The sequence below is a fragment of the Streptomyces sp. NPDC048278 genome (genome assembly GCF_040652195.1).
Classification (GTDB): Bacteria; Actinomycetota; Actinomycetes; order Streptomycetales; family Streptomycetaceae; genus Streptomyces.
The window spans coordinates 431,137-456,792 of record NZ_JBEZLP010000002.1 but is presented as its reverse complement, the minus strand read 5'-3'; the positions used below and the strand labels follow the sequence as shown (position 1 = coordinate 456,792).

Below are 25,656 nucleotides of genomic sequence, written 5' to 3'. Positions count from 1 at the left end.
GAAAAGGAAGCCCATGGCAACGACCACACCAGCCGGTGTGCGGGCCCACGCGAAGCACGGGGGAGGCGGCGCCGTCAGCTCCGCCGAGCAGGCCCCGATGTCCCACCGGCAGATCATGGAAGCCCTCACCGGGCTGCTGCTCGGCATGTTCGTGGCGATCCTGTCGTCGACGATCGTCACCAACGCCCTGCCGCACATCATCGGCGACCTCGGCGGCGGCCAGTCCGCCTACACCTGGGTCGTCACCGCCTCGCTGCTGGCCATGACGGCCACCACCCCGCTGTGGGGCAAGCTCTCCGACCTGTACAGCAAGAAGGCGCTCGTCCAGATAGCCCTGGTCATCTATGTCGCGGGCTCCATGGTCGCCGGTCTGTCGCAGAACCCCGGCATGCTGATCGCCTGCCGTGTCGTGCAGGGCGTCGGCGTCGGCGGTCTCTCGGCGCTCGCCCAGATCGTCATGGCCGCGATGATCTCGCCGCGCGAGCGCGGCCGTTACTCCGGCTACCTGGGCGCGACCTTCGCCGTCGCCACCGTCGGCGGCCCGCTGCTCGGCGGTGTCATCACCGACACCTCGTGGCTGGGCTGGCGCTGGTGCTTCTACGTCGGCGTCCCGTTCGCCGTCATCGCGCTGATCGTGCTCCAGAAGACCCTGCACCTGCCGGTCGTGAAGCGGGACGTCAAGGTCGACTGGGCCGGCGCGTTCTTCGTCGCCGCCGCCGTCTCCGTGCTGCTGCTCTGGGTCACCTTCGCCGGTGACAAGTACGACTGGATCTCCTGGCAGACGGGCGCGATGGTCGGCGGTTCGATCGTCCTCGGCCTGATCTTCGTCCTGGTCGAGTCGAAGGCCGCGGAACCCATCATCCCGCTGCGGCTGTTCCGCAACCGCACCATCACCCTGGCCTCGCTGGCCTCGCTGTTCGTCGGTGTCGCGATGTTCACCGGCACGGTGTTCTTCAGCCAGTACTTCCAGCTGGCCCGCGACAAGTCCCCGACGATGTCCGGTGTGCTGACCATCCCGATGATCGGCGGCCTGTTCATCTCCTCCACCGTCTCGGGGCAGTTCATCACCCGCACAGGACGCTGGAAGGCGTGGCTGGTCAGCGGTGGCGTGCTGGTGACGGCGGGCCTCGGCCTGCTCGGCACCATCCGCTACGACACGGCGTACTGGAAGATGTCGATCTTCATGGCGCTGATGGGCCTCGGCATCGGCATGATGATGCAGAACCTGGTGCTCTGCACGCAGAACCAGGTCGCCCCGTCCGACCTCGGCTCGGCCAGCTCCACGGTCACCTTCTTCCGGTCCCTCGGCGGTGCGGTCGGCGTCTCGGCGCTGGGCGCGGTGATGGCCAACCGGATCACGCACTACATCACGGACGGCATCGCCTCCCTCTCCCCCAAGTACCAGGCGGCCCTTACCGGTTCCAGCTCGTCCACGGACAGCATCCCGGACCTGGGCACGTACCCGAAGCCGGTGCGCACCCTCGTGGAGAGCGCCTACGGTCACGCCATCGCGGACGTCTTCCTGATCGCCGGCGGCCTCGCGGCCCTCGCGTTCCTGATCAGCCTGTTCATCAAGGAGGTCCCGCTGCGGACCAAGGGCGGACTGGCCCAGGCCGCCGAGGGCGGGAACGCGGAAAGCCCGGAGACGGCGCCCGCCCCCGTCACTGCTCCGGTCCCGGCTCCCGTCGGCGCCTCCGTCGGTGCTCCCGTCGGTGCTCCCGGCGAGGAGCAGCAGGTTCCCGGCTGGGCCGTCCCGGTCGTGAACGGCACCGCGGAGACCGCGGTCGCCCCGGAGACCGCCGGGCGGTTCACCGCCGTGGCCACCATCGCCGGTCCCGAGCAGTCGGCGGGCTCCGGGTCGACCCCGGTGCACGGCTACGTGCGCGGTGCCGAGAGCGCCCCGGTCGCGCACGCCGCGGTCACCCTGATCTCGCTCTCCGGCCGCCAGCTGGGCCGCGCGGTCGCGGGCTTCGACGGTTCCTACCTGCTGGACGCGCCCGGTGCGGGCTCGTACGTGCTGATCGCCTCCGCCGACGGCTACCAGCCGCAGGCCGCCACGGTCGTGGTGGGCGAGGAGCCGGTGCCCTACGACATCCTGCTGAGCGGCACCAGCGGCCTGAGCGGCGTCGTCCGCGGCGCCGGGAGCGCGCTCCCGGTCAAGGACGCGATGGTCATCGTCACCGACGTGCGCGGCGACCTGCTGGCCACCGCGGCCACCGGTGAGCAGGGCGACTTCCGGTTCGGCGAACTGGTGCCGGGCGTCGTCACGGTCGCGGTGAACGCGGCCGGGTACCGGCCCCGCGCCCTGCCGGTCGAGATCGGCGGCACCGGGGTCACCCGGATCGAGGTCGACCTGGACGCCGGCGCCCAGCTCCAGGGTGTCGTACGGGCCCCGCACGGCCCGCTGGCCGACGCCCGCGTGACCCTGGTGGACGCGGCGGGCAACGTGGTCGGCACGTCCACCACCGGCCTGGACGGCGCGTACGCCTTCGCCGACCTGGACGGCGGTGACTACACGGTGATCGCGACGGGCTACCCGCCGGTCGCCACCGCCCTGAACGTCACCGGTGCCGGTGTCGACGGCCACGACATCGAGCTCTCCCACCCGGGCGAGTAGTTTGCACTCCGGCCCGTGGCGGGCGCGCCCACAAGGAGGCGCCCGCCGCGGGCCGGTTCCATGAGGCCAATTTGTAATCGTTTGACCGTATGACCACATGACTGTTCGAGTGTTTGCAGGGAGAAACGGGATGGGACTGACCGCGAGGATCCGCACCCGGGACGGATGGGCCGTGTCGCACGCGGTCGTCACGGTGACCGACATGACGGGCAGCCAGGTGCTGCGCGCCGAGGCCGACGACGAGGGCACGGTGCGCGACCCGAACCCGCTCGCGCCGGGGGCGTACACCGTCATCGTCACGGCCCTGGGCTACGCGCCCGCCGCCTCCAGCGCCATCGTCACCGCGAGCGGCCGGGCCGAGGTCGGCACGGTGACGCTGGCGCGCCAGGGCGGCACCGAACTGCCCCCGCCGGGCCCCTGGACGGTGGACCCCGCGCACTCCACCGTGGGCGCGGTCGCCCAGCACCTGGGCATCTCCAGCGTCCGCGGCCGGTTCACGGACTTCGCCGTGGGGATCGAGATCGCCCCCGACGACGTCACCAAGTCCCGTGTCCACGCGGTCATCCGGGCCGACTCCATCGACACAGGCAACGGCATGCGCGACACCCACCTGCGTTCCGCCGACTTCCTCGACGTCGAACGCCACCCCGAGATCACCTACACCTCGACGGGCCTGACGGCGGCCGGCTCCGACCGCTGGACGGTGCACGGCGAGCTCTCCCTGCACGGTGTCGTACGACCGGTCGACCTCGCCCTCTCCTACCTCGGCACCGGCGCCGACCCGTGGGGCGGCACGCGCGCCGCGTTCCGCGCGACGACGGAGCTGCACCGCGAGGACTTCGCCATGAACTACAACCAGGTCGTCCAAGCCGGTATCGCCGCCATCGGCACCACCCTCAAGATCGAGCTGGAGATCCAGGCCGTCCAGGGCGAGTCCCTGCCCCAGGCGTGAACCTGAGCCTCGCAGGGACAGGCTGAGCGAGCCTCGCGCCCCTAGGCTGACGCCATGGCACCGAACATCGCGACGAACACCGCCGTCTCCCTCGACGAACTGCTGGACTTCGTACGACCCCGCCACCGCGCGATCCTGCTCACCCGGCGCGCCGACGGCAGCCCGCAGGGGTCGCCGCTGACCTGCGGGGTCGACGACTCCGGGCGCATCGTCGTCTCCACGTACCCCGAACGGGCCAAGACGCGCAACGCCAAGCGGGACGAGCGGGTCAGCCTGCTCGTCCTGAGCGACGACTGGAACGGGCCCTGGGTGCAGGTGGACGGACGCGCCGAGGTGATCGACTCCCCCGAGTCGGTGGAGCCGCTGGTGGAGTACTACCGCAACATCGCCGGGGAGCACCCGGACTGGGACGAGTACCGGGCGGCGATGGTGAAGCAGGGCAAGTCCATCATCCGGGTGACACCGGAGAAGTGGGGGCCGGTGGCCACCGGGGGCTTCCCGGCGCGACTGGCTTCGCCGGACGCGTAGTGGGGCGGGGGCGCGGCTCGGTGCGCGGCTGCGGGTCGTGCGTGGTTGCCCGCGCAGTTCCCCGCGCCCCCAAAAGACAAGGGGTGCCGCCGGAGCGCCCGTCAGGGGCGCGGGGAACTGCGCGACCGGCCCCCACGCACCCGCAGCCGGTCACGCGCCCTTGTCCACCATCGCCTCGATGCCGGCGACCAGCAGGTCCAGGGCGAACGTGAAGTCCCTGTCCAGCATCTCGGCGACGGTGTCGCCGCCCCTCGCCGCCATGAGGTCCCGGGACTCCTCGATGATCTGTGCCGTCGCCGGGGTCTCGGTCACCGCGTTCATCGCGGTGTTGAAGTACTCGTCCTGGGTCATGCCCGCCGCCGCCACGCGTTCGGCGAAGTGGCCCTCGATCGTGCCGTAGCCGTAGACGAACTGGAAGACGGCCGAGATCGCGCCGGTCACGCCGTGGGCGGGCAGGCCGGCGCGGCGGACCACCTGCTGGACCACCCGGGAGAACGCGAGCGAGTGCGGGCCGATGTTGAGGTAGCGACCGGCCAGCGGGGAGAGCCAGGGGTGGCGGACCAGCAGAGCGCGGTACCCGGTGGCCAGCGCCCGCAACTGCTCCCGCCAGTCGCCGGCGGCGGCGTCGGGCAGCGCCAGTTCGCCGAAGGCCGCGTCCAGGGCGAGTTCGAGCAGGTCGTCCTTGGTGTCGACGTACCAGTACACGGACATGGCGGTCACCTTCAGCTCGGCCGCCAGCCGCCGCATGGAGAACCTGTCGAGCCCGTCGGCATCGAGGAGCCGCACGGTGACGGAGGTGATCCTGGCCCGGTCCAGCCCCGACGGCTGCCCGCTACGCCCGCCCTTACCGGCCTTCTCCTCCAGCCACACACTGGCCCGCGCCATAAGCGACACCCTCCTCCACGGTCACTTCTCAAAATGCTAGAGCTCCTGCGCCCCTTCAGGGGCGCGGGACTGTGTCCGATATGCGGCTCCGCCGCGTGGGCGCGACCAGCCACAATGAGCCCGCACCCGCCGATGGACAGGTACCCGCACCCCCTCAGGCGACATTCTTCTCCGCCTTCCTGAGAAGCCCCGCAGCCACGAACCCCCCGGCGACCACCGCAGCCGCCCCCACCAGTTGCCCCGCCCCCAGCCCCGCCGACAACGACCTCCCCGACGCCACCGAAGAGCTCAGGACGGCTCCGAGCACGGCCACCCCCAACCCGTTCCCGAACTCCGCCAGCGTGCCGTTGATCCCGGCCCCCACCCCGGCCTTCTCCGGAGGAATCGCGCCCATGATGGCGTGCGCCATCGCCGGGTTGGCGATCGCGCACCCCGCCCCGATCAGCAGCAGCCCGAGCAGCGTGCCACCGTAACCGCTCGCGTCCAGTACGGCGATGGAGACCAGGCCCAGCGACATCAGCAGCATGCCGAGCGCGATCGCGACCGGTGTGCCCAGCCGCGTCGCCCACCTGGCCGACAGGCCGCTGAAGTTGAGGGCGACGACCGTCAGCGCGAGCGGCGCCGTCCGCAGGCCTGCCTCCAACGCGCCGTAGCCGAGCACGAGTTGCAGGTGCTGGGTGAGCAGGAACAGCGCGCCGCCCATGCCGAAGGTGATGAGGACCGCGCCAGCGACCGCACCCGTGAAGCGGCGGTCCCGGAAGAAGTGCGGGTCGAGCATGGGGTAGGGGATCCGGCTCTCCCAGTACCCGAAGAGGCTCAGCGCCAGTACCGCCACGGCACCCGTGCCCAGCACCCGCGCCGACGTCCAGCCGTGCTCCGGGCCGGAGATGATCGCGAAGACCAGCGCGGCCATGCCGACCGTGGAGAGCAGCGCGCCGAGCAGGTCGGGGCGGTCGCCCTGCGGGTTCCTGGACTCGGGGACCAGGGCGATGACGGCGACCAGGGCCAGCGCCGCCACCGGGAGGTTGATCAGGAAGATCGCGCCCCACCAGAAGTGGTTGAGCATGAACCCGCCGATCAGCGGACCGGCGGCGAAGCCCAGCGCGTTGACGGCGCTCCAGATGCCGATGGCCCTGGGCTGCTCGTCGGGGGTGAAGATCTGCATCGCCACGGCCAGGGTCGTCGTCAGCAGCAGCGCGCCGCCCACGCCCATGCCGGCCCGCGCCGCGACCAGTTGGCCGGTGGTGCCCGCCAGGCCCGCGGCCAGCGAACCGGCGCCGAACAGGACCAGGCCCGCGATCAGCATCTTCTTGCGGCCGTAGCGGTCGGCCGCGCTGCCCGCGGTGAGCAGCAGGCCGGACTGGACGAGTGAGTACGCGTTGATCATCCACTGGATGTCGGCGGTCGCCGCGTGCAGTTCCCGGGTGAGGGAGGGGATGGCCACGTTGAGGACGGTGTTGTCGAGCAGCACGGTGAGCTGCGCCAGACAGATCACACCGAGGATCAGCCAGCGCTGGGGGTGGCCCTGAGAAGTCATGCTGTACACCGTAGAACAGTCACTATACGGCGTACAACGCGATTTCCCCGGGCAGCGCGGGGCACGCCGAAGGGCGGTGACCGAGGAGGTCACCGCCCTTCGCCTGCCGCTCAGGGGCCCGTCAGCTGCTGCTCGACTTCTGCGTGAGGTCGTAGAAGGTGGACGAACCCACCGTCACCTTCTTGAAGTTCTTCTCGACCCACGAGCTGATCTGCGAGGACGTGCCGCTGCTGCTGCCGCCCATGCCGCCTCCGGTGCCGGAGGAGATGAAGTAGTGGATCTTGCCTTCCGCCACGTACTTCTCGAACTGGGCCAGCGTCGGGGACGGGTCGGTGCCGTTGAAGCCGCCGATCGCCATCACCGCGTCGCCGGTGGAGAGCTGGTAGCTCGCCGCGTTCTGGGCGCCGATGGCCGCCGCGACCCAGGTGTACTGGGAGGAGTTCTTCTGCAGCAGTGCCTTGGCCTCGGAGGAGACGGTCGCGCCGTTCAGCAGACCGCCGACGCCACCGCCCATACCGCCGCCCATGCCACCGGTCTCGCCCGTCCGGGTACCGCCCGGGAAGCCGCCGGTGCCGTTCTGCGTGGTGCCGTTGCCGCCCTGCTGGTTCTGACCCGGCATACCGCCACCGAAGCCGCCGGTACCACCGGTGCCGCCGCCCGGGAAGCCGCCGGTGCCGTTCTGGCCCTGGCCTTGACCCTGGCCCTGGCCCTGCGTGGTGCCGTTGCCGCCCTGCTGGTTCTGGCCGAAGCCGCCACCGCCGGTGCCGCCGCCGAAGCCGCCCCGGCCGCCGCCGGGACCGCCACCGCCGCCGAAGCCCATCATGCTCGCGCCCGCCGGACCGGCCGTCGGGATGGAGCCGGTGTGCGCGGAGTTCACCGTGGAGAGGGTGAACGCCGTCGGGCCCGCCAGCGCGGCCAGCAGGCCGACCGCAGCCGCGCCGAGGGCGAGCTGCCGCGAGATCCGGCCCGCGAAGACCAGGCCGAGCGCGGCGGCCAGACCGCCGATCAGGACCAGGTACTTCAGCCAGGGCAGGTAGGTGGAGGTGCGGTTGAGGAGGACGTAGCCCCAGACCGCGGCCGAGACCACGGCGGCGGCGAGGGTGATCGACGCCCACAGCTCGGCGCGCTTCTCCCACAGCAGTCCCGCGCCCATGCCGACCACGGCGGCGATGTAGGGGGCGAGGGCGACCGTGTAGTACTGGTGGAAGATGCCCGCCATGTAGCTGAACACGATCATGGTGATCAGCAGCGAGCCGCCCCAGACCAGGAACGAGGCCCGGGTCACCGAGGTCCGCTGCAGCTTGCGGGTCGCCACCAGACCGGCGACGAGAAGGATCAGCGCGGCCGGGATCAGCCAGGAGATCTGGCTGCCGATCTCGGAGTTGAACATCCGGTCCCAGCCGGTCTCGCCCCACTGGCCCGAGCCCGTGCCGCCGCCACCGCCGCCGACGCTGCCGGTCTCGTCGCCGCTGATGCGGCCGAGGCCGTTGTAGCCGAAGGTCAGCGACAGGAAGCTGTTGTCCTGGGAGCCGCCGATGTAGGGGCGGGAGGAGGCCGGCCACAACTCGACGATCGCGACCCACCAGCCGCCGGCGACGACCAGCGCGACCGTCGCCAGGGCCAGCTGCCCGATCCGCTTCTTGAGCTTGTGCGGGCCGACGGCCGCGTACACGAACGCCAGCGCCGGCAGGATCAGGAACGCCTGGAGCGTCTTGGCGAGGAAGGCGAAGCCGATCGCCACACCCGCCCACACCAGCCACTTCGTCCGCCCGTCCTCGACGGCCCGGACCACGAAGTAGCAGGCCAGCGCCATCAGCAGGGCCAGCATGGCGTCCGGGTTGTTGAACCGGAACATCAGCGCCGCGACGGGGGTGAGCGCGAGCACGGCGCCCGCGATCAGGCCGGCCGCGGGGCTGAACCGGCGGCGCACGGAGGCGTAGACGACCGCGACCGTACCGACGCCCATGAGGACCTCGGGGCCGAGGATCGTCCAGGAGTTCAGACCGAAGATCCGGGCCGCGATCTCCATCGGCCACATGAACGCCGAGGGCTTGTCGACGGTGATCGCGTTGCCCGCGTCCAGCGAGCCGAAGAACATCGCCTTCCAGCTCTTGGTGCCGGCCTGGACGGCGGCCGAGTAGAAGGAGTTGGAGTAGCCGTTGACGCTCAGGTTGTAGAAGTACAGCACCGCGGTGGCGAGCAGCAGGCCGAAGAAGGCCGGGCGCACCCAGCGGGGGTCCTCGGGCCGGCCGCGCCACAGTCTCCGTACGAACGGCTGCTTCGGCTCACCGGCCCCGGGAGCCGGTGCCGTCACGGCGGCGTCCGGTGCTGCCGGTGCGTCCGGTGCGTGCTGCGGCTGCGGGGGAGCCGTGGGGGGCGCGGTCGGGGGCGGGCCCCACTGGGCCGCGTGGTCGGTGTCGGTACTCATCGGGGGTCCCCCGGCTCGGTGTCGTGGGGGCGCACCGGCTGCAACTGCATGGTGCTGTCCCTCCAGGTGCCGTCCGCGGCTTCACCGGCGCGGAACTGGGTGGTCGTGGTGCCGTTCGGGGCGTACGGCTGGTGCGCCGGGCGCTGCGGGAGCGGGCCCTGCGGCTGGTACGGCTGCTGGTACTGCTGGTATCCGCCGGTCGTGTACGTCGCGGACGACGGGTTGTGCTGAGCCACCACCGTCGACTCCTGCCGGCCGGTACCTGTACCGGTGCCGCTGTCGGTGCCGTCGCGGTCCGGGAAGACCCAGGCGCGGAAGAGCAGGAAGCGCAGCACGGTCGCCGCGAGGTTGGCGGCGATCAGCACCGCCAGCTCGGTGGAGTGCGCCGGGTCGCTGCTCGCCGCGTTCAGGGCGGCGAGGGAGCCACTGGTCAGCGCGAGGCCGATGCCGAAGACGACCAGGCCCTGCGCCTGGTGCCGGACCGCCCCGCCCCGGCCGCGCACCCCGAAGGTGAGGCGCCGGTTGGCGGCCGTGTTCGCCACCGCCGACACCAGCAGCGCGAGCGCGTTGGCGACCTGCGAGCCGGAGAACTCCCGGAAGAGGCTGTAGAGGACCAGGTAGAAGAGGGTCGACAGGCCGCCGACCACGCAGAACCCGACGAGCTGCTGGGCCAGGCCCTTCGGCACGTCCTGGATGTCGCGGTCGCGCGGGTCGTCACCGAAGGGGCGGGTGATGCGGTCCAGCGGCAGCGAACCGGTGGCCAGCGCCTTGCCGACCCGCCACACGCCCTTGAGGTCCTCGGTGGCCGTCTTCACGATGTGCACGGTCGAGTTCGGGTCGTCGACCCAGTCGACGGGCACCTCGTGGATCCGGAGCCCGGCCCGCTCGGCGATCACCAGCATCTCGGTGTCGAAGAACCAGCCGGTGTCCTCGACCATCGGCAGCAGCACCTGCGCGACATCGCGCCGGATCGCCTTGAAGCCGCACTGCGCGTCCGAGAAGCGGGCCTGCAGCGAGCCGCGCAGGATCAGGTTGTACGAGCGGCTGATGAACTCCCGCTTGGCGCCGCGCACCACGCGCGACGAGCGGGCCAGCCGGGAACCGATCGCCAGGTCGGAGTGGCCGGAGATGAGCGGCGCCACCAGCGGCAGCAGCGCGTTCAGGTCGGTCGACAGGTCCACGTCCATGTACGCGAGGATCGGCGCGTCCGAGGCCGACCAGACGGTCCGCAGCGCCCGGCCGCGGCCCTTCTGCTCCAGCCGGAACGACTTGACCTCGGCGATCTCCGCCTCCAGCTGCTTGGCCACCTGGGGCGTGGTGTCCGTGGACGCGTTGTCCGCGATGGTGATGCGGTACGCGTACGGGAACGTTCGCTTGAGGTGGTCATGCAGTCTGAGGACGCATGGGCCGAGGTCCTTCTCCTCGTTGTAGACGGGGATCACTACGTCCAGGACAGGCGTACCGGCGTTACCGGCCGGGAGGTGCTCCCGCGCCGGCAGGGTGCCGGGAGAAGAGTCGGTTCGCATGGCATCGACTCTCGTCAAGCGCCCTGTTGCACCCATGTGGTGGCACTGTGCTGTGCCTGTGAGTGCGATTGCCAGTTCGTTTCGGGGGACGGCTGCGGGACCGCCGGAGCAAGCGCCGGCAGATACAGCGTGAACACCGTGCGACCCGGAACGCTGTCCACGGTGACGGCACCGCCGTGTGCGGTCGCGACGGCCTGCACGATGGCGAGCCCGAGGCCGGTGGAGCCCGTGGACCGCGAGCGCGCGGAGTCACCGCGCGCGAACCGCTCGAAGACGTGCGGCAGCAGGTCCGGCGGGATGCCCTGCCCGTTGTCCTCGACGTCCACGCACATCCACGGCCCACGCCGCTGGATGCGGGCGGTGACGGTGGTCCCCGGCGGGGTGTGCTTGCGCGCGTTGCCGAGCAGGTTGATCAGCACCTGCTGGATCCGGGCCGCGTCGGCGGCGACCAGTGCCGGCTCGTCGGGCAGGTCGAGGCGCCAGTTGTGGTCCATGCCGGCGGCGCGCGTGTCGCTGATCGTGTCGACGACCAGCGGGATGAGGTCGGTGTGCTCGAACTGCAGCGGACGCCCCGCGTCGAGCCGGGCGAGCAGCAGCAGGTCCTCCACGAGGAGGGTCATCCGCCCGGCCTCGGACTCGATACGGCCGAGGGCGTGCCGGGTGTCGGGCCCGACCTGTTCCCGTCCGCGCCGGGTGAGTTCGGCGTACCCGCGGATGGAGGCGAGCGGGGTCCGCAGCTCGTGACTGGCGTCGGCGACGAACTGCCGTACCCGCATCTCGCTCTGCTGACGGGCGTGCAGGGCGCCGTGCACGTGGTTGAGCATCCGGTTGAGCGCGGAGCCGACCTGGCCGACCTCGGTGTGCGGGTCGCACTCGGACTCCGGCACCCGCTCGCTGAGGTTCACCTCGCCGGTGTGCAACGGGAGTTCGGAGACCCGGGTGGCGGTGGTGGCGACCCGGCGGAGGGGGCGGGTGGCGACGCCGACGATGACGGTGCCGGCCAGGGTGGCGGCGATCAGGCCGGAGACGGTGAGGCTGATCTCGACCAGGACCAGGGTGCCGATGGTGCCGTCCACGTCGGAGGTCGGGATGCCTACGTAGTAGTCACCCTTGTTGCCGTTGATGAACTGCACCTGGTAGCTGCCGAGGCCGGGGATGGTGACGGTGTGCGGCTTCTGGTCCTGGGAGACGGAGCCGATCACCTTGATCTGGGCCTCGCTGAGGTTGCCGGCCTTCATCTGCGTGTAGCCGGCGGAGTCGTCCTTGTTCCCCACCTTGGCACTGGTGATCGACCCGTTCTCGACCTGGGCCGCGAGGGTCCGCTGCGGGTTGGGTCCCTGCTTGACGAAGTCCTCGAGCTGGGTCTGCTGGTCCAGGCCGGGCACCTTGTTGGAGGGCAGGCTGCCCTTCCCGTCGGGTCCGCCGACGGGGCCGCCGGCGACACGCGCGGCGACCTCGTGCAGGTTGCTGTTCAGCTGCCCGTACAGGTGGTCCCGCAGCACCAGGGTCGTGACGGTCCCGATCACCGCGCAGACCACGGCGATCAGCGTCACCGACACGACGACGAGCCGAGTCCGCAGAGTGCGCGGCTTTCCCGCTCGTCGCTGCTGCGTACGCGGCCGTCGTCGCCCGCTCATGACGCGGCGGGCTTGATCAGATAACCGGCCCCACGCCGGGTGTGGATCATCGGCTCACGGCCGGCGTCGATCTTCCGTCGCAGGTACGAGATGTAGAGCTCGACCACGTTGGCCTGCCCGCCGAAGTCGTACGACCACACCCGGTCGAGTATCTGGGCCTTGCTGAGCACCCGCCGCGGGTTGCGCATCAGGAAGCGCAGCAGCTCGAACTCGGTGGCGGTGAGGTGGATGCCCTCCCCGGCCCGCGAGACCTCGTGGCTGTCCTCGTCCAGGGTGAGGTCACCGACGACGAGCACGGAGTCGGACCGCCGGTCGGCCGCGCCGGAGCGGCGGATCAGCCCGCGCAGCCGGGCCACGACCTCTTCGAGGCTGAAGGGTTTGGTGACGTAGTCGTCGCCGCCCGCGGTCAGCCCCGCGATCCGGTCCTCGACCGCGTCCTTCGCGGTCAGGAACAGCACCGGCACGTCCGGCAGTTCGCGCCGCAGGCGCCCCAACACGGTGAGGCCGTCCATGTCGGGCAGCATCATGTCGAGGACGACGGCGTCGGGGCGGAACTCCCGGGCGGTCTGGATGGCGCCCTGGCCGTCGCCCGCGCTCCTGATCTGCCAGCCCTCGTAACGAAGAGCCATGCTCAGAAGTTCGGTGATCGACAGCTCGTCGTCCACCACAAGCACTCGGACGGGGCTCCCGTCCGGCCTCAGCAGTTCGGTGCGCCCCTGGGGCGAGGTCGTGGTCATGGTGGACACCTTGTCGGGGTCCTCTGAGAACACGCTTTCAGTAATCTGTGTTTTCCCTAAGAAACGCACAGGCGCCTCTCAGGGAACACCTGGGAATCCCATCAGGCGTGCATGAAATCGTGATCACGCCTGGCCCCGGCTGTGCGGATCATGTACGTCCGGTGTGTCCGCCGGGGCGTGGATGAAGCGCCGATGAACCGCTGATGAGAGCGTACCGACCCGGAGCGGTTCTCGCGCGGGGAGGACTCCCGGACCTTGCCGAGCCGCGCCGAGCCCTGCCGAGCCGTGCCGACGCTCAGAAGAGCCCGTCCTGCGGAGCCTCGAACTCCCTTACCGGAAGCCTGAGTTGACCTTCCTCCGCACCCGCGGCGGCGGTCAGCTCCCAGCCGGGCAGCAAGCGCGTGTCCAGGACGACGACACCGCGCCGGGTGGCCAGATGCAGATCCGGCCCGGCCGCCGCGACCAGCTCGCCGCTCACCACGCCGCCGGGCACCAGCTCGGCCACCTCACCGACGGCGGCGGCCACCCCCGCCAGCCCGAACACCGCCATGTGGTCGACGACTTGGCACGGCTCCGGGACGAGCGACTCGGGCCAGCCGCCGAGCGCGACAGCAAGCGCGTGCAGTCCCTCGACCTCCACCGCCCGCTCGGCCCGGGTCGCCGGCAGCAGAGCGCGTACGACGCGCTTGTCGCCGTACGGGATCCGGTCCGGCACCCGAAGCGCGGCCCGCAACAGCTCCTCGGCTCGCCGCGCGGCCATCAACGGCCCCGCGCCCAACCAGCTGAAGCTCACGGCCCCCTGCTCCAGCAGCCGGGCCGACCCACGCTCGACCGCCGTGATCCCGACCTTGACCATGCCGGGCCCGAACCACGCCAGATACACGTGGTACGGCCGGGGATCGTCGGCGATGGTGTCGGCGGCCACGGAGTGCGCCCGGTCCAGCCGCGCACACTCCTCGCACCGGGCTCCGGTGCTCCTGCCCGACACGGGTGTCCGGACCGGACAGGCATGCCCGCGCGCCCCCACGCACTCCCGCACACCCCCTTCCACGACCCCGAAGGCCACCCGCTTCCCCCACCCGAGCGGACTGTGCCGCCCCCCACTCCACCGCAGCACGGGCCCGTCGTCCGACCATCGCAGTCCCGAGCATTTCCACACCTGTGCCATCACTTGCGAGAGTAGAGGGCGGCACTGACAACGACCCGGGGCAGCCGGGCCGTGGTCCTCGGTCCGTACCGGTCAGCCACTGGCCTCCGCGGTGGCCGGATCCGCGTCGCCGACGCCGGACACCGGCCGGAGCTCCGACGCGGTGCGCCGCCCCCGGCCCGCCAGCCGGCAGGAGACGCACCCGGGGTGGCCGTCGCGGGCGCCGGTGTCGCGCACCCGGAGGGGCCACTGCGCCCGGGGACGCGGGCCGGGCGGCTTGCCCCACCCCGCGAGATGCAGATACCAGGTGACCAGGACGCTCACGGCACACACCGCGAGCCCCGCGACCAGGGCGACGGCCGAGACCGTACACACCCCCAGCCCCAGCAGACCGCTTCCCACGGTCGCGATCGCGGTACCGGTCCACCCTGCTGTCGTGTGACCTTCGTCGTGCTGACTCACGTACCCGTCTCCCCTTCTTAGGCAGCGGAAACACCCAGTCCGACGCGAGGACGACTAGAATCCCTCACCGGGTGAGAAATTTACTCCACATACCTCTCACGCGCTAAGGGAATCTTCGGATCCGCAGGGAAACGGGAACAACGATGCACGGCAAGCCGCGATCCCCCGCAGACCCGGCCCGGGCGCTGTCCGCCATGGACCACCTCATCGCGGCCCACGTGATCGGCCAGCAGGAACTGGCCCGGCGGCTCGGGGTGAACGTCACCGACCTCACCTGCTTCGCCTTCGTCCTGGAGGCGGGCGACGCCCTGCTGACCGCGGGCGACCTGGCCGGCCGCGCCCATGTGACGACCGGCGCGGTGACGGGCATCCTCAACCGCCTGGAACGCGCGGGCTACGTCACCCGCCGCCCCGACCCCGACGACCGCCGCCGGGTCCGCGTCGCCGCAGTGCCGGAGGCCGTCACCCGGGTCGAGGCGGTCTACGCCGGCCACTACGCCCGCCTCACCGACCTGTTCGCCGACTACACCCCCGACGAACTCGCCATCCTCACCGACTGGTTCACCCGTGCGACCACCCTCGCCCACGACTACCTGGAGAAACTCAACAGAAACGACCCGGCGGAGCCCTGCTGATTCCAGCCGGGCTCCGACTGTAATTCTGGGGCTGTACGGGGGAAAAGGGGGGACGCTGCAGCGTGCCTAGTATTCATCCGGCACCTACCGTTCGTCATCCTGTCCATTAAGCCGGAGATTCGGCACCAAGGACGACGAAAGGTCGGTCGATTGAAGCTCGCCAAGCGTTTTGCCATGACCAGCGCTGCCGTGACGGCGGCGATTCTCTTCAGCGCCGGTGGGGCCCAGGCCCAAAACGGCGGGGGTCTGCTCTCGCTCCTGAGCGACATTCCGCTCCTGGGGACGTCCTCCCCGCTGGGGCTGGCCGGACAGGGCGGCACCTCGACCGGGGCCCAGACCACCAATAACAACAACAATAACAACAACGGGGGCGGTCCGAACAATAATAATAACAACAACGGGGGTGGTACGAACAACAACAATAACAACAACAACGGCGACAGTCAGACACAGGCCGGCGGGACGGGCATCCTCCCGCTCTTGGGCAAGTCACTCATCAACTTCCAGATCTGTTACCCGAAGGGGCAGGTCGGGTCGAGCAACACCCTCACGGGAAACCAGAACATCAACTGCCACCAGAACTGAGGCGCCGCCCCACAGAACAGCCCGGCGACCGAGTGACCATTCACCGGCCGCCGAGCTGCGAAGTTCAGCCGTTGTTGTTGTTATTGTTGTTATTGTTCCCACCTCCGCCGTTGTTGTTATTATTGTTGTTGTTGTTCCCTCCCCCACCGTTGTTATTGTTGTTGTTATTGTTGTTCCCACCCCCGCCGTTGTTGTTATTGTTGTTGTTGTTTCCTCCGCCACCATTGTTGTTGTTATTGTTGTTGTTGTTTCCTCCTCGGCCGTTGTTGTTATTGTTGTTGTTGTTTCCTCCTCGGCCGTTGTTGTTATTGTTGTTGTTGTTGTTCGCGCCTCCGCCGTTGTTGTTGTTATTGTTGTTGTTCGCGCCCCTGCCGTTGCTGTTGTTGTTGTTATTGTTGTTGTTGTGCCGCCCACCCTTGTGGCCGCTGTTGTTATTGTTGTTATTGTTGTTGTTTCCGCCTCCGCCGTTGTTGTTGTTATTGTTGTTGTTGTTCGCGCCTCCGTTGTCGTTCGGCGCCATCACGTGCGCGACTGTCGGCGTCGGGGCCGCGAACGCGGCGGAGGGGGCCAGTGCGCCTCCGGCGGCCAGAGCAGCCGACGCGGTCAGTACTGCTGCGCGCTTTGCGATCTTCTTGAGCATGGTGATCCCTTTTCGACGAGTACCGATCGGGCCGATTTTCCAGTCGGTTCGACCTGACGACTCGATTGAGTCGCGTCAATTCGGCCCCGGAGACGATGGTTTGAGCCGCATAAACCGGGAAACCCGCTAGCGGGACTCTGTCGCCAGCATGCCCCTGCCGTAGTCGGGGGCACATCGGGTGGCCGCCCCAAGTTGCAGACGGCGCACCCCACATTTCGGTCCGGAATTCCCCGCACCACCCCAGCTGCCGACCCGTCCTGACCGGTCTGGATCTTTTGCGCGGCTCCGGCCGCGGAGGGAAACTGACTGGTGATGGACCTGCTAGAGCGAGAGGCCGTACTCCAGAACCTCGCCGGTCACCTTCAGGAAGCGGTGACCGGCCCTGGACGACTCGCCCTTGTGCGCGGCGAGGCCGGCATCGGCAAGACCAGCGTCGTCAACCGTCTGGCCCAGCTGGCCGATCCCCGGATCCGGATCCTGGTCGGCGCCTGTGACCCGCTGGCCACCCCCCGCCCCCTGGGCCCGCTGACGGACCTGGCCCCGCGCCTGGGCCAGCCCGTGCGCACCGCGCTGACCGGGGCGATGGCCGGCACCTGCCGGTCCGACGAGGTCTTCGACTGTCTGCTCGCCGATCTGAGCTCCTACCCGAGCCTGCTGGTCGTGGAGGACGTCCACTGGGCCGACGAGGCCACGATGGACCTGCTGCGTTACCTGGCCCGGCGCCTGCCGAGCGTTCCGGCGCTGGTGGTGGCCACCTACCGCGACGACGAGATCGGCCGCACCCACGACGTGACCGCACTCCTGGGCACCCTGGCCGGCTACCCGTGGGTGCACCGCCACGACCTGGCCCCGTTGAGCCGTCGGGCCGTGGCCCGGCTGGCCGGCGGACACACCGTCGACGCCGAACGGCTCTACCACTTCTCCGCCGGCAACCCGTTCATCGTCACCGAGATCCTGGCCGCCCCCGGGGAGTCCATCCCCGCAACGGTGCGGGAGGCCGCCGCGGGCCGCCTGGCCGGCCTGTCCGCCGCGGCGCGCAGGGTCGTCGACGTGCTGGCGGTCCTGGGGCGCCGGGTCCCGCTACCGCTGCTGGCCTGCATGGCGCCGGCCTCGGAGGAGGCGCTCGACGAGGCCGTGGCCGGTGGAATCGTGCGGACCGACGGGCAGGTGGCCGAGTTCCGTCACGAGCTGACCCGGCTGGCGGTGCTGGAGTCCGTCCCGGCCGCCCACCGGCTGCGGACGCACCAGGAGGTGCTGGCGGCGATGCGGTCCCGCCCGGTCGTCGCGGACGATCTGGCGCTGCTGGCCGACCATGCCGAGGGCGCCGGGGATCCGACCGCCGTGCTGGAGTACGCGCCCGCCGCAGCCGCCCACGCCGCCGCGCTGGGCGCGCACCGGGAGGCGGCCACCCAGTACGCCCGCGCCCTGCGGTACGCCGACCTTCTGCCGCTCGAACGGAGGACCTCCCTGCTGGAGGGCCACTCGCAGGCCTGCCTGCTGTCCAGCTGGCTGGACGAGGGGATCGCCTCCCGCCGTAAGGCGGTGCAGCAGCGCCGCCTTCTGGGCGACCGGCTGCACGAGGGCGAGGACCTGCGCTGGCTGTCGTGCTGGCTGTGGCCGTTCGGGCGGACCGTCGAGGCCGGACGGACCGGCCTGGACGCGGTGCGGGTGCTCGAAGGGCTGGGGCCGAGCCGGGAGTTGGCCCGGGCCTACCTGAACCTCTGCCAGCTGGCCTGCTACGAGCACGAAGAGGTGCGGGTGACCGCCGCCTACGCCGAGAAGGCGATCGCTCTGGGCGAGCGCTTCGGCGACGCGGGGGTGGTCGTGCAGGCACGCTTCCATGCCGCGGCGGCGGGCATGCTGAGCGGCGGCTCCGGCTGGGAGGAGTGCGAACAGGCGGTGTCCAGCGCGATGGCGCAGGACCTGCCGGAGGACGCGGGCTTCCTGGCGCTCATCATGTGCTGGTTCGCCGCGCTGCAGCGCGATGACGCACGGACAGCCGCTGCCGTGAACCGGTCGGAGGCCTACTGCCTCGATCACGATCTGCTGTCCTACCTGCTGTGCACGAGGGCCTGGGGCAGCTGGGGGCTGCTGAGCCGGGGCTCGTGGGCCCAGGCCGCCGACGCCGCGCAGGAGGTCCTCTCCCCTCCCAGCTCGCCACCGGTCGTCAAGGCCCTGGCCCTGACCGTCCTGGGCCTGGTGCGGGCCCGCCAGGGCAAGGCCAGGGCGTGGCCGCTGCTGGAGCAGGCGGCGGGTCTGGTCGACCGGGACTGCCTGCTGGACACCGGGCTGGGGTGGGAGGCCCGGGTCGAGGCGGCCTGGCTGGCCGGCGACCACGCGCTGGTGCGGGCGGAGGCACAACGTGGCCTGGACGCCCTGGCCGAGCGCAGCCATCCCTGGCTGACCGGACCCCTGGCCTGCTGGATCGGCCGCGTCGGAGGAGATCCCCCGCCGGTGGCCGGGGCCGGACCCTACACGCTGGAACTGGCCGGCGACTGGGCCGGCGCCGCGGCCCAGTGGGACAGGCTCGGCTGCCCCTACCAGGCCGCGCTGGCCCGCCTGTCCGGCGACGCGCCGGCGCTGCACCAGGCTCTGGCCGCCTTCGAGGCCCTCGACGCCCGGCCGGTCGTGGCACGTACCCGCGCCGTGATGCGTACCCGCGGTGTCCGCCCGGTCCGGCGTGGCCCGCGCGCGGCCACCCGCGCCAACCCGTACGGACTGACCATCCGGGAGATGGACGTCCTCAAGCTGCTGAACGAGGGTCTGTCGGATGCCGAGATCGCCGCCCGCCTCTACATCACGCCCAAGACCGCCGGGCACCACGTGGGCGCGGTACTCGCCAAGCTCGGCGTCCACTCCCGGCAGGAGGCCGCCCGTAAGCTCCACGATTCGAAACGCTGACAAATAACCTGGAAAGGTGCGGACGAGAATGCGGAGAGCAATCCTTCCGAACGTCGGCCTCGTGGTCGCGGTCTGCTGCTGCACCGCGCTTCTCCCGGCACAGGAATCGCGGGCCGAACGGTGCTATGCGGCCCACCGCAGCCCGAACGTGGTCGTGTGTTACCGGAATTCATGGAAGGCCGAGTACAGACACGGCGACATGGTCTACGTCCCCGTACTCGTCCAGGTGCCCACGCCCGCACATCCGGCCTCCGTGACGATCGTCGACAGCCTGGACGACATCCGCCCGTCGGCAGGCTGAGGCCGGACGCCGAGAGCCGGCCCGGCCTACGCGCCGGGCGGCCGGAAGCCGACCTGCCTGCGGGCGGCCTCGTCGATCTCGTCGATCGTGAGGAGGGGAGTGGCCCGGGTGCGGAGCGCGCCACTGGCCTTGACGCTGAGGCTGACGGCGGCCATCGAGACCGCGTCGGGGAAGTCGAGGATGCACACGAAGTCGTCCTCGCCGAAGGCGAAGTACATGGTCTCGACGGTCCCGCCGAGGCCGGCGACGACGTCCTCGACGGCAGCACGACGACCGCTCGCGCCTTCCGCCAGCAAGCCCTTCGTCCCCTCGGGCGTGTAGGTGGCCTGGATGAGGAACTTCGGCATGGGTCGCTCCCTGCCCGTGATCTGTCCGGTACGCAGAAGGTCCTTCCCGCGGCCACGTCGCAGGCCGATCGGCGAACGGCGGATTCACCCGTAAGGCACGCAAAAGGCCCCGGATCTCTCCGGGGCCTCTCACCTGTGTGCACTCGGCAGGATTCGAACCTGCAACCTTCTGATCCGTAGTCAGATGCTCTATCCGTTAAGCTACGAGTGCTTGTTATTTGGTTTTTTGCCTTCGCTCCCGGCTCTTCCGACCCGCTCGCGGCGACAGGAAGAACATTACATGACTGCCGCCGCCATGTGAAATCCGTTAGCCGCACCCCTTGTGAGCTGCGGAAACGTCGTATCGGGCGGGTTCCCGCCAGCCGGGCGGGACCATGAACGCGAAACAGGGAGCCCAGACCGAAACGGTTGGACTCCCTGAGTCAGGTGCGGAGGCGGAGGGATTTGAACCCTCGATGGGCTTTAAGGCCCAAACCGCATTAGCAGTGCGGCGCCATAGACCGGACTAGGCGACGCCTCCAGCACAGCCGCTCGCGTGAGCGCGAGTGGTGCGTGCAGATGATGACACAGTCGAGCGTGCTGTCACCAATCGGCTCCCACGGTACTAGGCAGCCGGGCCGCAGGGCAAAGCCCTTCCCTCCGACGGGGGCGCCGCGCAACGTCCGGGCGGGGCGTGCGTTGGGCAGGGTATGTCGTATTTCGCCGTGCGGGGCGCCCTCGGGGCCGTCGTCGCCGCCGCCCTCGGGTCCGTCCCCGCCCTGCCCGCCTCCGCCGCCGTCGCCTCTGTCGCGGCCGATCACCTCACCGTCACCGTGCTGCACGCCGGGGACGGGCGGGACGGGACGTACGAGCTGTCCTGTCATCCGGGCGCCGGCAGCCACCCGGACGTGGGCGGAGCCTGCCGGGTGCTGGACCGGAACACCCGCTGGGGCCGGGACACCTTCGCGCCGGTCGCCCCGGGCACCGCCTGCACCATGCTCTACGGCGGCCCGGCCACCGCCCGTGTCACCGGGACCTGGGCCGGCCGTCCCGTCGACGCGACGTACGACCGCAGCAACGGCTGCGAGATCGGACGCTGGGACCGGATGGTGCCGCTGCTGCCCGGTCTCGGCACATCGAGTGAGCTCGGGTGACGGACAGGCAGGCCTTGGCCCCTCGGCCTCTGCATCCCCCTCCGCCCCTCCGGGCCCCCGCGCCCCCTCCAGAGCGGCCACAGACGATTCACCGACGCGGCCCCGCTTCCGTAAAGGTCTCGCGAAGGTATGGCGGAGACGAAGCGTGTCGGTCACATGTTCGTCGTCACTTCGTCGTGCGACCTCCCTCTCATCCGGCGTCGTGAGCGCAACCGGTGCCCTTAGACTCCCTCGCGTGACACGCCGCGGGCCGGTTGGCAAGATGGCCCGAGCGGTCGGCAAGGTGCGGTAACAGGGAGGAAGCGTCTCGTGAGCAGCAGGCCATCCCGAGGCGCTGCTCGCCTCGCAGCCATACTGGACGCGCTGCCGGATGCGTTGGTGCTGGTCAACGCCAACGGCACCGTCGTCAACGCGAACACCATCGCCCTGGAGGCCTTCGAGGCCCCGGGCACCGCGCTGGTGGGGCGCGGGCTGCTCGATCTGCTCCCGCAGTTCGACTCGCGGCTGATCCCGGGGTCCATGCGGCGGCCCGATCACATGGACCCGCGCGGGCGGACCAAGCCGACGCGGATGGTCGCGCGGCGCACCGACGGGACCGAGTTCCCGGTCGAGGTCACCAGCGCCAACCTGGAGAACGGACAGCAGGCGTACGACGGTTACGGCTACAGCGGCGACGAGCTGCTGATGCTGGTCGTCCGCGACCTGACCGGGACGGTGGACACCGAGGCCGAGCTGGCGCGCTCGCAGCGGCAGACCGAGATGATCCTGCGGGCGGCGAGCGAGGGCGTCGTAGGGACGGACACCGACGGGCGGATCGTCCTCGTGAACCCTGCCGCCGCCCAGATACTGGGGTACCGGGCCGGTGAGCTCGGCGGCAAGGAGCTGCACAACCTCGTGCTGCACTCGCGCGCCGACGGCTCCCCCTTCCCGTACGCCGAGTCGCCGCTCGCCGACACCCTGCGCTCCGGGCGCAAGCACCGGGTGCGCGGGCAGGTGCTGTGGGCCAAGGGCGACAAGAAGGTGCCGGTCGACCTGACGACCGCGCCGGTGCGCGACGGCGACCAGCTGGTCGGCGCCGTGATGACGTTCGCCGACCGGCGGCCGTACGACTCCGTCGTCGACGAGAAGACGGCCCAGGAGAAGGCGCACGCCGACGAGCTGGAGCGGCTCTCCGAGGAGCACGCCTCCGACCTGACCGCGCTCCGCCAGAAGCACGTCACCGAGGTCGAGGAGCTGCTCGAACGGCACGCCGAGGAACTGGCGGCCGGCGAGGACCGGTACGCGGCCCTCGGCGAGCGCGAGAAGGACCGGTACGAGGCTCTCCACGGGCGGCACGAGCAGTTGCTGACGCTGCTCGCGCAGTCGTTGCGCGGACCGCTCGACGAGCTGCGCCGCGAGCTCGCCGCGCTCGCCGCCGACGACGCCGGGCAGCTGTGGCCCGAGGCCAACCAGGTGCTCCACCACCTCTCGGCCGGTTACTCGCGGATCACCCAGCTCATCGACAACGTGCTCGGCTACCAGCGGCTGGACGCGGGGTCGGAGGACATCAACCGCACCAAGGTCATGCTCGACGCCGTCGTGGCCGCCGGGGTGGACGGGGCGGTGGAGCTGATCGGGCCCGGACGCGTGCAGTTCGCCGTGCACGCGCCGCCCATCGAGGCCGAGGTGGACCCGCAGCGGCTCGCCGTCGCGCTCGCGCATCTCATCGCGGACGTGGCCGGCGTCGACGCGACCGGCAACGCGCCCGTCTCCGCGGGCGGCTACATGGACAACACGGTGGTGGTCGCGGCGGCGCAGCGCGGCGAGGTCGTACGGATCGAGGTGCGCGGCCCCTACACCGGGGGAGACCCGGTGCACGAGCCGATCGTGCGCGGGATCGTGCGGGCCCACGGCGGGGTGCTGCAGACCCACGAGGTGCCGGGCATGAGCGGCAGCGCGTTCGTGCTGGAGGTGCCGATCGGGGGCGGGGCGGGAGCGGTGCCCCCGCCGCCCGGTGCCGAGGTGGCGCTCCTCCCGGCCGCCGAGGAACCCGCGGCCGGTGGGCGGCGGCGGGCCCGGCGGTCCTCCGTGGACGCCTTCCTGGAGAGCGAGGTACCCGGCGAGGCGGGCGGCGAGGGCGAACCCTCGGCCGCGCCGACCGGGCGGCGGCGCCGGCGGGCCGCCGAGGCGGGGGGCCCGGAGAGCGGGCCCGCCGCGATCGAGAGCGCGGAGCCGGCGTCCGGCGGTACCGGACGGCGGCGCGGGCGCCCGGCCGACGGTGCCGGCGACCCGGGGGTCGCCGAGGGCGCCGTGGTGACAGCCGCCGAACAGGGTGCCGGGGCGGCTGCCGTGGGTACGGGACTGGGCGGCACCGTTCCGCCGCAGGGCGTGCCCGTGCCGGTGCCTGCGTCGGGGCGGCGCGCCCGGCGTGAGCCCGACGAGCGGCAGGCGCTGCCGCCCGCGCTGCCCTCGGCGCCGTCCGAGCCGGCAGCCCAGTCGGGAGCCCAGTCGGCAGCCGAGCCGGCGTTCGACGAGAGCCAGTCCGGCGGCCGACGACGGCGGGCGCTGGCCGCCGCGGCCGAACGGGCGGAGCAGCAGCAGGCGGGGCCCCGCCCGGTCTTCGCGCTGCCGCCCGCCGAGGCCGACCGCAGCCCCGAGCCGGTCCAGGCGAGGGAAGCGATGGAGGCGATGCCGGCGGCGGAGGCGATGGCCGCGGCGGGCGACGAGGGCCGGCACGACGCCGTGGCCCACGACCAGGCCGAGGACCACACCCCGCCGCAGCCGCACCCCACCAACGCGCCGACCGGCCGTCGTCGGCGGGCGGTGGGCCAGCCGACGGCGGCGGCCGAGAACACCCCGGCGGCCGGGGCGACCGCAGCGGTACCGGCGGTGCCCGCGCAGGCGGTGCAGCCGCAGGGGGTTCCCAGCCAGTCCGGGCAGCCCGTCCCGCCCGGGCAGCCTCAGAGCATCCCGGCGCAGGCCGGGCCCGCGGCGGCCCAGGTCGTCGCACCGGCCGGTATCCCCGTCGCGCCGACGGCAGGTGTCCCCGGCGTCCCGCAGGCGCTGCCCGGCGCGGCCGTACCGGCGCAGGCGGCGTCGCAGAACCAGCCGCAGCCGCCGCAGAAGCAGTTGGGGGCGGCTCCGGTGGTCCCCGGGCAGGCCGCCCCGGCCGCTGACGCCGTCCCGCTTCCCGCCCAGCCGCTTCCCGCCCAGCCGATTGCCGCCCAGCCGATTGCCGCCCAGCCGCTTCCTCTGCCGCTTCCGGCGGAGGCCGCGCCGGTGGCGCCCGTACCGCAGCAGTGGCCGGGCTCCGACGACGCCTCCGCCGCCCAACCGGCGCGAGCCGCCCAGCCGTTGCCCGCCGAGGCGGCTGCGGCGGCACCGGCACCGGTCGACCCGGACTCCACGCAGGGCCGGGCGTTCAGTGTGCGGACGCTGGGGCAGGGGGTGCCGTTCTCGCGGCAGGCCGCGCAGGTACAGCAGCCGACGCCGACCCCGCCCCCGCACCAGCCGGGCGGCAACGGGCGGCGCCGCAAGCTGGGCACCCGGCCCGACCCGGGTACCGCCGGCGAGCAGCCGGGGGCCGAACAGTCCGTGCAGTCCGTGCAGGCAGCGCAGCCCGCGCAGGCCGCCGCCCGTCCGCATCCGCCGACCGAGCAGCCGGTCGCCGCCCAGCCGCTGCCGCAGCCGTCGCTGGCCGGGCAGTCCCGGCTGGTGGGGGCCACCGAGGGCGGTGGACGGTCGTACGCGATAGGCGCACCCGACGTGAACGCCGCCGAGGGCCCGGAGCCGCTGGACGGTCCGGGCGGGGCGGTCGAGGTCGCGGACCCGCCGCGCCCGCAGCCGATGGACGACGAACTGCCCCCGGAGCCGCTGGACAACCCGCGTCGGCTGCTGGTGTGGCCCGCGCCGGACGTCACCACCCAGCAGGAGCTGAGCGACCGCGGCTACCGGCCGGTGATCGTGAACTCGCGCGAGGAGGTCGACGCGCAGATCGCCGCGTTCCCGGCGGCGCTGTTCGTGGACCCGCTGACCGGGCCGATCACCCGGACCGCGCTCCAGTCGCTGCGGCAGGCGGCGGTGGCGGCCGAGGTGCCGGTGATGGTCACGGCCGGACTGGGGCAGGCGACGCGCGAGGCGGCGTACGGCGCCGATCCCGCCGTACTGCTCAAGGCACTCGCGCCCCGGGACAGCGAGCAGCATCCGCCGCGGGTGCTGCTGATCGAGGAGCACGCGGAGATCGCGCTCGCGCTGACGTCGACGCTGGAGCGGCGCGGGATGCAGGTGGCGCGGGCGGCGAGCGACGCGGACGCGGTGACGCTGGCCGGGCAGCTGCGGCCGAACCTGGTGGTGATGGACCTGATGCAGGTGCACCGCAGGCAGGCCGGGATCATCGACTGGCTGCGGGCGAACGGGCAGCTGAACCGGACGCCGCTGGTCGTCTACACGGCGGCGGTGGACCAGGCGGATCTGCCGCGGCTGGCGTCGGGAGAGACGGTGTTGTTCCTGGCGGAGCGGTCGACGAGTGCCGAGGTGCAGAGCCGGATCGTGGATCTGCTGGCCAGGATCGGGACCAACTGAGGGAGCGCCGTCGGAGAACTGCCGCCAGCCGACTACAGGTTGTTCGTGGCTGGTCGCGCCCGCGCGGCGGCAGCCGCACATCGACTGCCGCCCCGCGC

18 protein-coding genes and 2 tRNA genes are annotated in these 25,656 nt (G+C 71.4%); 8 read left to right on the top strand and 12 right to left on the bottom strand.

From position 1 onward, the window contains the following. Positions 1–13: 13 nt before the first annotated feature. From AB0D74_RS05580 to AB0D74_RS05570, 3 genes are all read left to right on the top strand, one after another. The gene (locus AB0D74_RS05580) at positions 14–2,617 is read left to right on the top strand and encodes an MFS transporter (protein ID WP_362580833.1); all 2,604 of its coding nucleotides are present in this window, start codon (positions 14–16) and stop codon (positions 2,615–2,617) included. 130 nt (positions 2,618–2,747) lie between these two features. Further along, complete coding sequence (locus AB0D74_RS05575; protein WP_362580831.1) at positions 2,748–3,569, top strand: YceI family protein; 822 nt, start codon at positions 2,748–2,750, stop codon at positions 3,567–3,569. Between the two features lie 54 nt (positions 3,570–3,623). Further along, complete coding sequence (locus AB0D74_RS05570) at positions 3,624–4,097, top strand: PPOX class F420-dependent oxidoreductase (protein ID WP_351485599.1); 474 nt, start codon at positions 3,624–3,626, stop codon at positions 4,095–4,097. Between the two features lie 150 nt (positions 4,098–4,247). Here the strand turns inward: AB0D74_RS05570 and AB0D74_RS05565 are convergent, their stop codons facing one another. The 8 genes from AB0D74_RS05565 to AB0D74_RS05530 all read right to left on the bottom strand — a co-directional run bounded on the left by AB0D74_RS05565 (position 4,248) and on the right by AB0D74_RS05530 (position 14,456). Continuing rightward, the gene (locus AB0D74_RS05565; RefSeq protein ID WP_362580829.1) at positions 4,248–4,982 is read right to left on the bottom strand and encodes a TetR/AcrR family transcriptional regulator; all 735 of its coding nucleotides are present in this window, start codon (positions 4,980–4,982) and stop codon (positions 4,248–4,250) included. 154 nt (positions 4,983–5,136) lie between these two features. Beyond that, positions 5,137–6,519: an MFS transporter gene (locus tag AB0D74_RS05560; RefSeq protein ID WP_362580827.1), complete on the bottom strand. Its 1,383-nt coding sequence runs from the start codon at positions 6,517–6,519 to the stop codon at positions 5,137–5,139. Between the two features lie 121 nt (positions 6,520–6,640). Further along, positions 6,641–8,947 carry a glycosyltransferase family 39 protein gene (locus AB0D74_RS05555; protein ID WP_362580825.1) on the bottom strand — a complete coding sequence of 769 codons (2,307 nt, stop codon included), beginning with the start codon at positions 8,945–8,947 and terminating at the stop codon, positions 6,641–6,643. Continuing rightward, positions 8,944–10,473, bottom strand: coding sequence for a bifunctional glycosyltransferase family 2/GtrA family protein (locus AB0D74_RS05550; protein ID WP_362580824.1), 1,530 nt, complete (start codon positions 10,471–10,473; stop codon positions 8,944–8,946). Before AB0D74_RS05550 ends, AB0D74_RS05555 begins: the two co-directional genes overlap by 4 nt. Before the next feature lie 14 nt (positions 10,474–10,487). Continuing rightward, positions 10,488–12,110 carry a HAMP domain-containing sensor histidine kinase gene (locus AB0D74_RS05545; RefSeq protein WP_362580823.1) on the bottom strand — a complete coding sequence of 541 codons (1,623 nt, stop codon included), beginning with the start codon at positions 12,108–12,110 and terminating at the stop codon, positions 10,488–10,490. Further along, the gene (locus tag AB0D74_RS05540; RefSeq protein ID WP_046727718.1) at positions 12,107–12,847 is read right to left on the bottom strand and encodes a response regulator transcription factor; all 741 of its coding nucleotides are present in this window, start codon (positions 12,845–12,847) and stop codon (positions 12,107–12,109) included. Before AB0D74_RS05540 ends, AB0D74_RS05545 begins: the two co-directional genes overlap by 4 nt. A gap of 295 nt (positions 12,848–13,142) precedes the next feature. Beyond that, positions 13,143–14,015, bottom strand: coding sequence for a DUF2797 domain-containing protein (locus AB0D74_RS05535; RefSeq protein WP_362580822.1), 873 nt, complete (start codon positions 14,013–14,015; stop codon positions 13,143–13,145). A 72-nt stretch (positions 14,016–14,087) separates the two neighbouring features. After that, a complete protein-coding gene (locus AB0D74_RS05530; protein ID WP_362580821.1) occupies positions 14,088–14,456 on the bottom strand; it encodes an HGxxPAAW family protein in 369 nt (122 codons plus the stop codon). Between the two features lie 143 nt (positions 14,457–14,599). Here AB0D74_RS05530 and AB0D74_RS05525 point away from each other — a divergent pair, with 143 nt between their 5' ends. Continuing rightward, positions 14,600–15,091, top strand: a complete 492-nt coding sequence (locus AB0D74_RS05525; protein ID WP_362580819.1) for a MarR family transcriptional regulator — start codon at positions 14,600–14,602, stop codon at positions 15,089–15,091. A 174-nt stretch (positions 15,092–15,265) separates the two neighbouring features. Continuing rightward, positions 15,266–15,676, top strand: coding sequence for a hypothetical protein (locus AB0D74_RS05520; RefSeq protein ID WP_362580818.1), 411 nt, complete (start codon positions 15,266–15,268; stop codon positions 15,674–15,676). A 64-nt stretch (positions 15,677–15,740) separates the two neighbouring features. Here AB0D74_RS05520 and AB0D74_RS05515 read toward each other — a convergent pair whose 3' ends face one another. Next, positions 15,741–16,316 (bottom strand): hypothetical protein, encoded by a 576-nt coding sequence (locus tag AB0D74_RS05515; protein WP_362580816.1) that lies wholly within the window; start codon positions 16,314–16,316, stop codon positions 15,741–15,743. Between the two features lie 312 nt (positions 16,317–16,628). On the opposite strand from AB0D74_RS05515, the gene AB0D74_RS05510 reads away from it, so the two are divergent. Next, entirely contained in the window at positions 16,629–19,217 is a 2,589-nt protein-coding gene (locus tag AB0D74_RS05510; RefSeq protein ID WP_362580814.1) for an AAA family ATPase, read from the top strand. A gap of 327 nt (positions 19,218–19,544) precedes the next feature. On the opposite strand, the gene AB0D74_RS05505 is transcribed toward AB0D74_RS05510, so the two are convergent. The 3 genes from AB0D74_RS05505 to AB0D74_RS05495 form a co-directional block, all read right to left on the bottom strand. Then, positions 19,545–19,865: a GYD domain-containing protein gene (locus AB0D74_RS05505; RefSeq protein ID WP_362580812.1), complete on the bottom strand. Its 321-nt coding sequence runs from the start codon at positions 19,863–19,865 to the stop codon at positions 19,545–19,547. A gap of 138 nt (positions 19,866–20,003) precedes the next feature. After that, positions 20,004–20,076 (bottom strand) — tRNA-Arg (locus AB0D74_RS05500). A 218-nt stretch (positions 20,077–20,294) separates the two neighbouring features. After that, positions 20,295–20,385, bottom strand: a tRNA-Ser gene (locus AB0D74_RS05495). Positions 20,386–20,554: 169 nt separating this feature from the next. Here AB0D74_RS05495 and AB0D74_RS05490 point away from each other — a divergent pair. Together AB0D74_RS05490 and AB0D74_RS05485 are read left to right on the top strand one after the other, a co-directional pair. Continuing rightward, positions 20,555–20,998, top strand: coding sequence for an SSI family serine proteinase inhibitor (locus tag AB0D74_RS05490; RefSeq protein ID WP_362580810.1), 444 nt, complete (start codon positions 20,555–20,557; stop codon positions 20,996–20,998). Positions 20,999–21,307: 309 nt separating this feature from the next. Beyond that, positions 21,308–25,558, top strand: a complete 4,251-nt coding sequence (locus AB0D74_RS05485; RefSeq protein ID WP_362580808.1) for a PAS domain-containing protein — start codon at positions 21,308–21,310, stop codon at positions 25,556–25,558. The last annotated feature ends 98 nt before the right edge of the window (positions 25,559–25,656 follow it).